The 10,671-nt window shown below is 61.9% G+C and carries 6 protein-coding genes and 1 pseudogene; 1 reads left to right on the top strand and 6 read right to left on the bottom strand.

The window, feature by feature from the left end:
- The 6 genes and pseudogenes from MOV61_RS12900 to MOV61_RS12875 all read right to left on the bottom strand — a co-directional run.
- Window positions 1-153, bottom strand: a pseudogene (locus tag MOV61_RS12900) (cell envelope biogenesis protein OmpA); the annotation flags it as partial.
- Window positions 154-317: 164 nt separating this feature from the next.
- Entirely contained in the window at window positions 318-1,382 is a 1,065-nt protein-coding gene (gene hisC / locus MOV61_RS12895; protein ID WP_247136839.1) for a histidinol-phosphate transaminase, read from the bottom strand.
- A gap of 3 nt (window positions 1,383-1,385) precedes the next feature.
- Complete coding sequence (gene ispG, locus MOV61_RS12890) at window positions 1,386-2,636, bottom strand: flavodoxin-dependent (E)-4-hydroxy-3-methylbut-2-enyl-diphosphate synthase (protein ID WP_247033960.1); 1,251 nt, start codon at window positions 2,634-2,636, stop codon at window positions 1,386-1,388.
- Window positions 2,637-2,762: 126 nt separating this feature from the next.
- Entirely contained in the window at window positions 2,763-3,953 is a 1,191-nt protein-coding gene (locus tag MOV61_RS12885) for an MFS transporter (protein ID WP_247136838.1), read from the bottom strand.
- 250 nt (window positions 3,954-4,203) lie between these two features.
- Window positions 4,204-7,665: a pyruvate carboxylase gene (gene pyc / locus MOV61_RS12880; RefSeq protein WP_247136837.1), complete on the bottom strand. Its 3,462-nt coding sequence runs from the start codon at window positions 7,663-7,665 to the stop codon at window positions 4,204-4,206.
- 130 nt (window positions 7,666-7,795) lie between these two features.
- Entirely contained in the window at window positions 7,796-8,536 is a 741-nt protein-coding gene (locus tag MOV61_RS12875) for a LuxR family transcriptional regulator (protein ID WP_247136836.1), read from the bottom strand.
- Window positions 8,537-8,846: 310 nt separating this feature from the next.
- On the opposite strand from MOV61_RS12875, the gene MOV61_RS12870 reads away from it, so the two are divergent.
- Window positions 8,847-10,616: a glucan ABC transporter ATP-binding protein/ permease gene (locus MOV61_RS12870; protein WP_038546831.1), complete on the top strand. Its 1,770-nt coding sequence runs from the start codon at window positions 8,847-8,849 to the stop codon at window positions 10,614-10,616.
- The last annotated feature ends 55 nt before the right edge of the window (window positions 10,617-10,671 follow it).

Genomic DNA, 10,671 nt, shown 5'->3' with positions numbered 1-10,671 from the left:
GGTCAAGCCGCCGGCAAGCGCGCCGAGGCCCGCGCCGATGGCAGCGCCGCCGGTGGTGTTGGAAATCTTCTGTTCCCCGGTATAGGGGTCGGTCGTGGTGCAGGCGGAAAGATAGGTCGCGCAAAGTGCGACGATTGCAATTTTCTTCAGCATGTAAATCGATGTCCCCGTCGTCAGTGGTGCAACCTCATTTACCATGAATTGCGGCAATAGCGAGGAGGCCGGCATATCTTCGTCATTGACCACAAGGGCGGCCGGAACCGGGCCGATCAAGACACCCCGCAAAGAGATCCGATGCGGCGAAAGAAGAGCCGCGATCAGCCGGCGGCGGGGAGGGTCTTCAAGACGTCCAGCAGCCGGTCACATTCGGCATCCGTGCCGATCGAGATGCGCAGATAGTCGTTTATGCGCGGCTTGTTCCAGTGGCGCACCAGCACGCCCTCCGCCCGCAAGGCCGAATAGACTTCGGCGCCCGATAGAGCCGGATGCCTGGCGAAGATGAAGTTCGCCTGCGACGGCAGCACATCGAAACCCATCGCCTGCAATTCGCCGCTGATGCGGTCGCGCGTCGCGATGATCTTCTGCCGGCAGGTCTCGAACCATTCGGCATCCTTGATCGCAGCCGTCGCGGCAACCTGAGCCAGCCGGTCGAGTGGGTAGGAATTGAAACTGTCCTTCACCCGTTCCAGGGCATCGATCAGATGCCGCTGGCCGAGCGCGAAACCGACGCGCATCCCAGCCAGCGAACGGGATTTCGACAGCGTCTGGATGACGAGGAGATTTGGATGGCGGGCAATGAGGCTCGTAGCGGTCTCGCCGCCGAAATCGATATAGGCTTCGTCCACCACGACCGGCACGTCGGGATGCGCGGCAACCAGGGCCTCGATATCCGGGAGGGCCAGGCCTATACCCGTAGGCGCATTCGGGTTCGGAATGATGATCGCGCCGCAGGGCCGGTCGTAGTCGGAAAGCTTGATCCGGAAGCCTTCATCGAGCGGGATTTCGACGACGTCGATATCGTAGAGCCGGCTATAGGTCGGATAGAAGCTGTAGGTGATGTCCGGATAGAGCAGCGGCTTGTCATGCTTCAAGAGCGCCTGGAACGTGTGCGCCAGCACCTCGTCCGAACCGTTGCCGACAAAGACCTGATCCGATTGCACGCCGAAACGTACAGCGATCGCTTCGCGCAATGCGGTCGCCGACGGATCGGGATAAAGCCGCAGGGCATCATCCGCCGCCGCCTGGACTGCGGCTATGGCCTTCGGAGAAGGCCCGTAGGGGTTTTCGTTGGTATTGAGCTTGACGAGGTTCTGAATGCGCGGCTGCTCGCCCGCGACATAGGGCGAAAGCCGGCTGACGATCGGCGACCAGTATCGGCTCATGATTTATTCAGCAGCCGTGCGCTGGCCGAAACGCTGCTCGATATAGTCGATAACCAGCTTTTCGAAATCGGCGGCAATGTTCACGCCGCGCAGGGTGAGCGCCTTCTTGCCGTCGATGAACACAGGCGCAGCCGGCGTTTCCCCGGTGCCCGGCAACGAGATGCCGATGTCGGCATGTTTGCTCTCGCCCGGACCGTTGACGATGCAGCCCATCACCGCGACGTTGAGCGCTTCGACGCCCGGATATTTCTCGCGCCAGACCGGCATGTTCTTGCGCAGGTCGTTCTGGATGTTCTGAGCGAGCTCCTGGAACACCGTTGAGGTCGTCCGCCCGCAGCCCGGACAGGCGGCGACGACGGGAACGAACTGGCGGAAACCCATGACCTGCAGCAGTTCCTGCGCCACCTGCACTTCGCGGGTACGGTCGCCGTTCGGCTCCGGCGTCAGCGAAACACGGATCGTGTCGCCGATCCCGTGCTGAAGCACATAACCCATGGCCGCCGAGGAGGCGACAATGCCCTTGGAGCCCATGCCGGCTTCAGTGAGGCCGAGATGCAGCGCATGGTTGGAACGCTCTGTGAGCATCGAATAGACCGCGATCAGGTCCTGCACCTGGCTGACCTTGGCCGACAGGATGATGCGGTTGCGCGGCAGGCCGATCTGCTCGGCAAGCTCGGCGGAAATCAACGCAGACTGGACGATCGCCTCATGCATGACCTGGCGGGCCGACAGCGGCGAACCGTCCGCCGCGTTGCGGTCCATCAGTGTGGTCAGCAGGTCCTGATCGAGCGAACCCCAGTTGACCCCGATGCGCACAGGCTTGTCGTAGCGGATCGCCATCTCGATGATGTCGGCGAACTGCTTGTCCTTCTTGTCCTTGAAACCGACATTGCCGGGGTTGATGCGGTATTTTGCCAGCGCCTCGGCGCAGGCCGGATGGTCGGCGAGCAGCTTATGGCCGATATAATGGAAGTCGCCGATCAGCGGCACGTCCATGCCGAGACGCAGCAGCCGCTCGCGGATTTTTGGCACCGCGGCGGCACTCTCGTCGCGGTCGACGGTGATGCGCACCAGCTCGGAGCCTGCCTTGTGGAGCGCCGCGACCTGGGCGACCGTTGCGTCGATATCGGCCGTGTCCGTATTGGTCATCGACTGCACGACGACAGGCGCACCTCCGCCGACGATGACGCCGCCGACATCGACGGCGACCGTGGCGCGGCGCGGTTTCGGATCGTAATCGATGGGTGCGGTCATCGGAAGTCTCGTCGCCTTGGGAATGAAGCGTCTTTCAGGTGGCGTATGGCTTGCGGCTTGTCAACCGCTGCGACACTCACTTTATCGCACCGGCCTTTCCCGTTCCAGCCCGGCAGGCTGACGCACCTAATGATGCGCCGTGTCGGCATGTCTGGCCAAGGGCGAGAGGACCAGCACCACGATGATGAGCGCCGAAAGGCCGGCAAAGATCGCCGCCAGCCCCGTGTGTTCGGCGATGAAGCCGATCGCCGATGGAGCGACCAGGATGCCGGAATAGCCCATGGTCGTGACCACCGAGAGGCCGACGCCGGCCGCCATGCCCGGCAGGTTGCCGGCCGCAGAGAAAGCGATCGGCACGATGTTGGAAATGCCGATGCCCGTCAGCGCAAAGCCGGCAATCGCCATCGGCGCATTCTGGGCAAAGCCGATCAGCAGCAGCCCGAAGATCGAGATGACGGCGCAGACGCGCAGCGTCATCACCGCGCCGAAACGGTCGCGGATCAGGTCGCCGGCAAAACGCATCGCCGCCATGGTGAGCGAGAACGCAGCGAACGCGAAGCCGGAGAGGGTGACGGAAGCCGCCAACTCATTGCGGAGGTAAAGCGCACCCCAATCGAGGATCGCGCCTTCCGGGATCATGCAGAACAGCGCCATGATGCCGATCAGCCAGGGCAGCGGCGAAAGCGGCAGGCGGCTTCCGCCGTGCTTGGCTTCGTCCGGATGCGGCGCATCATGCAAAACGGTCGGCCAGGCAGCAATGATCATCACCGCGGCCAGCACCGTGACCAGGATGGCATGCGCGGAAACGCCGATATGTTCGATCAGGAAACCGCCCGTCGACGAGCCGATCAAACCGCCGAGGCTCCAGAAGGCGTGGCAGGACGACATGATCGCCCGGCGCATGCTTTTCTCGACCGACACGGCATTGGCATTCATCGCCACGTCCATGGCCCCGATCAGACCGCCGAACAGGAAGATTGCCACAGCGCCGGACCAGATGCTGCCGACCCAGGTGAGAAGCAGCAATGTCGGCGTCAAGAGCACCGAGGTATACTTGGCGACCTGGCTCGATCCGAAACGGGCAATCTGGCTGCCGGCAAGCGGCATCATCAGCAGCGATCCGAGACCGAACGTCAGGATCATCAATCCGAGCGAGCTTTCGCTCAAGCCCAGGCGGCTCGCAAATTCCGGGATTTTCGGCGCCCAGGCGCCGATCATGAAGCCGTTCATCAGGAAGAGCAGCGACACGCCCGCCCTTTCGCGGGTGAAGAAAGCTCGGGAGCTGGAGGAAGCGTTTGAGGGTGCGCGACTGTCCATGGATAGGTTCCTTTCGATCGTCGCGAACATATTTAAATCGATTGAATTTGCAACGCCGCGAAGAAACCCTCCCTCTCACAAATTGTATCGAGGCGAAACCTGCAACGCGGAAAAAATGTTCGCACCATGCCATTCGCCGCCGGCCAACACGAGGCCCCGGCGCAATCCTGAACAATTGCGCCGGCCTGATGATCATTTTCTGCGAAGGACTCGGCCAGAAAGTCCGGGTAGCCGGGAAAAGCAGCTGTACTCAGCCGCCATAAACGATCAGCAGATCCTTGGCGTCGATCTGGTCGCCGGCCTTGACGAGGACTTCGGCCACGGTGCCGTCTTTTTCCGCATGCAGCGCGGTTTCCATCTTCATCGCCTCGATCGAGAGCAGCACGTCGCCGGCTTTCACGGCTTGGCCGGTCGTCGCGAAGACGCGGGAAATGACGCCGGGCATCGGCGCGCCGAGATGAGCGGCATTGCCGATATCTGCCTTGCGGCGCACCGCACTGCCGGAAGCCCCATGCGCCCTGTCCGGCACCTTGATGCGGCGCGGCTGGCCGTTGAGTTCGAAGAACACGGTGACCATGCCCTGCGCATCCGTGCCGCTCATCGCCTGGTTGACGACAACCAGCGTCTTGCCTCGCTCGATGTCGGCAAACAGTTCCTCGCCGTCGTTGAGACCGTAGAAATAGGCGTGTGTCGGCAGAACCGAGACCGGGCCGTAAGTGTCCGAAGCCAGCGCGAAGTCGGTGAACACCTTCGGATACATCAGGTAGGAGGCAAACTCGAAGTCGTCGATCTTGCGTTCCAGCTTGTCCTCGATGACCTTGCGCTCCGCAGCAAGATCAGCAGGCGGCAGAAGCGAACCGGGCACCGCCGTGTAGGGCGCCTCCCCCTTCAGCGCCTTTTTCTGCAGCGCCTGCGGCCAGCCGCCGGGGGGCTGGCCGAGATCGCCCTTCAGCATCGACACGACCGAATCCGGAAACGCGATGTCTTTTACAGGGTTTTCGACGTCGGCAACGGTGAGGTCCTGGGAGACCATCATCAGCGCCATGTCGCCGACCACCTTGGAGGACGGCGTCACCTTGACGATGTCGCCGAACATCTGGTTGACGTCCGCATAGGTCTGGGCGACCTTGTGCCAGCGGGTTTCAAGCCCGAGCGAGCGGGCCTGTTCCTTGAGGTTGGTGAACTGGCCGCCCGGCATCTCGTGCAGATAGACTTCCGAAGCCGGCCCCTTGAGGTCGCTTTCGAAGGCCGCATACTGGCCGCGCACCGCTTCCCAATAGAAGGAGATGCGGCGGATCCATTCCGGATCGAGGCCCGGGTCGCGCTCGGAGCCGGACAGCGCTTCGACGATCGAGCCAAGGCAGGGCTGGGACGTATTGCCGGACACCGCATCCATTGCCGCATCGACCGCGTCGACGCCCGCGTCCACCGCGGCAAGCACGGTCGCCGCCGAAATGCCGGACGTATCATGGGTGTGAAAATGGATCGGCAACGAGGTCGCCTCGCGCAGCGCCTTGAACAGCACCCGCGCCGCAGCCGGCTTCAGGAGGCCGGCCATGTCCTTCAGCGCGATGATATGGGCGCCCGCCTTCTCCAGCTCCTCGGCCAGGGAAACGTAATATTTGAGGTCGTATTTGGGGCGCGCCGAATTCAAGAGATCGCCCGTATAGCAGATCGCCGCCTCGCAGAGCCTGTTCTCTTCGTTGATCGCATCCATCGAGACGCGCATGTTCTCGACCCAGTTGAGGCAGTCGAAGACGCGGAAGAGGTCGATGCCGCCCCTGGCGGCCTGGGCAACGAAAAATTTGACGACGTTGTCGGGATAGTTCTTGTAGCCGACGCCGTTGGCGCCGCGCAAAAGCATCTGCAGCAGCAGGTTCGGCGCACCCTCGCGGATCATCGCCAGGCGTTCCCATGGATCTTCGGTGAGGAACCGCATGGAAACGTCGAAAGTCGCGCCGCCCCAGCATTCCAGCGAGAACAGGTTCGGCAGCGCCCGCGCATAGACGCCGGCGACCCGCGCGATGTCATAGGTGCGCATGCGGGTGGCCAGCAGCGACTGATGACCGTCGCGCATCGTGGTGTCGGTCATCAGCACGCGCTTTTCGTTGCGCATCCATTCGCCGAACTTTTTCGGGCCGAGCGTGTCGAGAAGCTGCTTGGTCCCGTCCGGGACCGGGCCGTTGATATAGGGCAGCACCGGTTTGGCGCTATGTTCGGATGGCACCGGCCGGCCTTTGGTTTCCGGATGGCCGTTGACGGTGACGTCGGCGAGATAGGTCAAGAGCTTGGTGGCACGGTCCTGCCGCTTCACCTGCTCGAACAGTTCCGGCGTCGTATCAATGAACCGCGTCGTATAGGTGTTGTCGCGGAATTTCGGGTGGCCGATGATCGCTTCGAGGAAGGTGAGATTGGTCGCCACGCCGCGGATGCGGAACTCGCGCAGAGCACGATCCATCCGGCTGATAGCTTCCTGCGGCGTCGAGCCGGCGGCCGTCACCTTGACCAGCAGCGGATCGTAATAGCGGGTGATCACCGCGCCCGAATAGGCCGTGCCGCCGTCGAGACGGATGCCGAAACCGGCCGCCGAGCGGTAGGCGGTGATGCGGCCGTAATCCGGGATGAAATTGTGTTCCGGATCCTCGGTGGTGATCCGGCATTGCAGCGCGTGGCCGTGGAGACGGATGTCAGCTTGAGCCGGCACACCGGATTCGGGCGTGCCGATCGCAAAACCTTCGAGGATATGGATCTGCGCCTTGACGATATCGATGCCGGTGACGACTTCGGTCACCGTGTGTTCGACCTGAATGCGCGGGTTCACCTCGATGAAGTAGAACTTGCCCGTATCGGCATCCATCAGGTACTCGACCGTGCCGGCACCGACATAATTGGTCGCCGCAGCGATCTTCAGCGAATAGGCGGCAAGCTCCGCCCGCTGCTCTTCCGAAAGATAGGGTGCGGGCGCGCGTTCGACGACCTTCTGGTTGCGGCGTTGGATCGAACAATCGCGCTCGAAGAGGTGCACGACATTTCCGTGCGTATCGCCGAGCACCTGGCTCTCCACGTGGCGGGCACGCTCGACCAGCTTTTCGAGATAGACTTCGTCCTTGCCGAAGGCAGCCATCGCCTCGCGTTTGGCTTCCACGACTTCCCTGGCCAGATCCTTCGGATCGCGGATGGCGCGCATGCCGCGCCCACCGCCGCCCCAGGACGCTTTCAGCATCACCGGATAACCGATTTCCTCGGCCATCTTCGCAACGACCGCCATATCGTCCGGCAGCGGCTCCGTCGCCGGCACCACCGGCACGCCGACCGAGATGGCCAGATTGCGGGCCGCAACCTTGTTGCCGAGCTGGCGCATCGTATCCGGCCGCGGGCCGATGAAGATGATGCCTGCCTCGTTGCAGGCCTCGACGAATTCCGGGCTTTCCGACAAAAGGCCGTATCCCGGATGGATGGCATCGGCGCCGGAAAGCTTGGCGACGCGGATGACTTCCGGAATGGACAGATAGCTCTCGATCGGCCCCATATCCTTGGAAAGATGCGGCCCGCGACCGACCTGATAACTCTCGTCGGCCTTGAACCGATGCAGCGAGAGCTTGTCCTCCTCCGCCCAGATCGCAACGGTTTTGATGCCAAGCTCGTTGGCGGCACGGAAGACGCGGATGGCGATCTCCGAACGATTGGCAACCAGTATCTTCGAAATCGACAAGACGGATCTCCCCACGCGCCATCGAGAAAAATGCTGCACTGCAAAGAAATCAGTATCGCCTTAATCAAGCAAGCGCAATTTATCGGAAGGCCGGATGACAAATTTATGTCGGACGAATGGGGGCTGGTTTCTAGGTGACGAGACCGAGGCGGAACGTCGAAGCGACGACATGCTGGCGGTTCTTGGCGCGCAGCTTCTCCTGAAGCCCGTTGATGTACCAGTCGACCGTGTGGCTGGAGATATCGAGCGACTTTGCAATCTCGTTGGAGGTCAGGCCCTCGGCCAGCAGCACGATGACTTCCATCTCGCGGCGGGTAAGCTGGGTGTCTACTTTTGCGACGGCTTCCAGTTCTTCTGCCTGCCCGCGCAGCTCCAGAAAGCGCCAGAACGTCCTCTTGGCGGCGGCATCGAACAGCGCCGTTTCAGCGGGCGAAAGATCCACGGGGCGCCCGCCGATGGTCATGTTGCCGAGCAAGCCGTTGCGGCCATGGATCGGAAACATGTAGCCGTCCTGGAGACCGTAACGCATCCCCTCCTGCATCATCCGCTGCATGCGCTGCCGGTGCGGATCGTTGCGGAGCCTGAGGGCCGCGTCCCGCCAGCGGAAGTGTCTTTGCGCGATGCTGAGCATCCGGATGGTTGGGTCGACCAGCACGTATTTGCGGCTCTCGTAGATTTCTTGCCAGCCTTCCGGCCAGCGTTCGGCGAGGGACAAGCCTGCCGGCCCCTGGTGAGAGCGTGGCCGGATAACCAGTCCGTAATATTCAAAACCATAGGCTTTCAGCAGGGATTCGAGCTGAGCCGTCAGCTCCGCCTCGGTCTTGACTTCCCCGACGAGTACCAAGAGTTGCACGACCAGCTGAATGTTCACGACTTGCTCCCGCCGCGCTCTTTCCGGGCGCTTCTTTTCTTTGTATTAAATTTCAGTGACTTCCCTTATTCACAATCGATTAGCATAGTTATCATTCGTTGAAGGTATACCGCGAAATCTAGCCCTTGACGGCTTTCTGTGAGAAGCTGTGAACTGGTTCGAGACACCGAATACGGGAAGTCTTGCTCTCCATGAAACATTTCTGGCAGAAGGGTATTATCTCCGGCATCCGTCGCGGAATTGCCGTTTACGATCATTAGATTACCGATGCCGCTGCCATGGCGGCTCCACATGAAAAAGGTTGCGCCAGTTGACGCTGTTCCAGGTTTACGCACGAGCCCTCAGATATCTGGCCAAGAACAAATGGCGCGTCGGTGCCGTCGTCGTCGCCAATATCGTGCTGGCCGTCATCACCATTGCCGAACCGATCCTGTTCGGCCGCATCATCGACGCCATTTCATCCGGCGGTACTGTTACTCCGGTCTTGATTTTATGGGCCGGTTTCGGCGTCTTCAATACCGTCGCCTACGTGCTTGTCTCCCGCGAGGCCGACAGGCTCGCCCATGGCCGACGCGCGTCGCTGCTGACCGAGGCTTTCGGACGCATCATCTCCATGCCGCTTGCCTGGCACCACACCCGCGGCACCTCCAATGCGCTGCATACCCTGCTGCGTGCCGCAGAGAGCCTGTTCGGCCTGTGGCTCGAATTCATGCGCACTCACCTCGCCACCGCAGTGGCGCTTGTTCTGCTGATCCCGACCGCAATCTCCATGGATTGGCGACTCAGCCTCGTCCTTTTGGTGCTGAGCATCCTCTACTGGATCATCGGCGTTACGGTGATGAACCGCACCAAGGAGGGCCAGGCCTCGGTCGAGAACCACTACCACACTGTCTTCTCGCATGTGAGCGACGCGATCAGCAACGTGTCGGTGCTGCACAGCTATAACCGCATCGAAGCCGAGACCCTGGCGCTCAAGGACTATACTAAAGATTTGCTCGCAGCCCAATATCCGGTGCTCGACTGGTGGGCCTTGGCGGGCGCGCTCAACCGTACTGCCTCGACGGTTTCCATGGGCGTCATCCTCGTCATCGGTACGCTTCTGGTCCAGCGGGGCGAAATCCGGGTCGGCGATGTCGTGGCCTTCATCGGCTTCGCCAACCTGCTGATCGGCCGTCTCGATCTGCTGCGCCAGTTCGCGACCCAGATTTTCGAAGCGCGCGCCAAGCTCGAAGACTTCTTCACCCTTGAGGATTCCGTCGAAGAGCGTGCCGAGCCGGCCGATGCCGCCGACCTCGGCGAGGTTCGCGGTGAAGTGGAATTCCGCGACGTCTCCTTCGGTTTCGCCAGTACGAGCCAGGGCGTCCACAACGTTTCCTTCACCGCAAAAGCCGGGGAGACGGTTGCCATCGTGGGGCCGACCGGTGCCGGAAAGACGACGCTTATCAACCTCCTGCAGCGTGTCTACGATCCCCAGGAAGGCAAGATCCTCATCGATGGCGTCGATATCGGCAAGGTGACGCGGAAATCGCTGCGCCATTCCATCGCCACCGTCTTCCAGGACGCCGGTCTCCTGAACCGGTCGATCAGCGAAAACATCCGCCTCGGCCGCGAAGGGGCGAGCGAAGAGGAAATCGCCAAGGCGGCGGAAGCCGCCGCCGCCGCCGAGTTCATCGAAACCCGGCTGAACGGCTATGAGACGCCTGTCGGCGAGCGCGGCAACCGCTTGTCCGGCGGCGAGCGCCAGCGCATCGCCATTGCCCGCGCCATCCTCAAGAATGCACCGATCCTTGTTCTCGACGAGGCGACCAGTGCGCTGGACGTCGAGACCGAGGCTCGCGTCAAGACGGCCATCGACCGCCTTCGCGAGAACCGCACCACCTTCATTATCGCCCACCGGCTTTCGACCGTTCGCGATGCGAACAAGGTGATCTTCCTCGAGAACGGCCGCGTCGCCGAGATGGGCAGCTATGACGAACTCAGCGAGAGCGGAGGACGTTTTGCCTCGCTGCTGAAGGCAAGCGGCATCCTGACCGACGACGAAGCGAAGGATCACACGACATCGGAGGCGCAGCCCGCCTGACCGGTCGATCCCGAAGTCGGTCGATCCCGAAGCTCAACGAAAAAACCCGCCGCCA

The organism is Neorhizobium sp. BETTINA12A (genome assembly GCF_023006485.1).
Taxonomy (GTDB): Bacteria; Pseudomonadota; Alphaproteobacteria; order Rhizobiales; family Rhizobiaceae; genus Neorhizobium.
Note: the sequence above shows the minus strand (reverse complement) of the source record. Positions and strands in the feature narration are given on the sequence as shown.

What these genes read in the sequence shown, in the direction of transcription:
- hisC (WP_247136839.1), bottom strand. Translation starts at nt 1,382, where the DNA reads ATGAGCCGATACTGGTCGCCGATCGTCAGCCGGCTTTCGCCCTATGTC.
- ispG (WP_247033960.1), bottom strand. Translation starts at nt 2,636, where the DNA reads ATGACCGCACCCATCGATTACGATCCGAAACCGCGCCGCGCCACGGTC.
- MOV61_RS12885 (WP_247136838.1), bottom strand. Translation starts at nt 3,953, where the DNA reads ATGGACAGTCGCGCACCCTCAAACGCTTCCTCCAGCTCCCGAGCTTTC.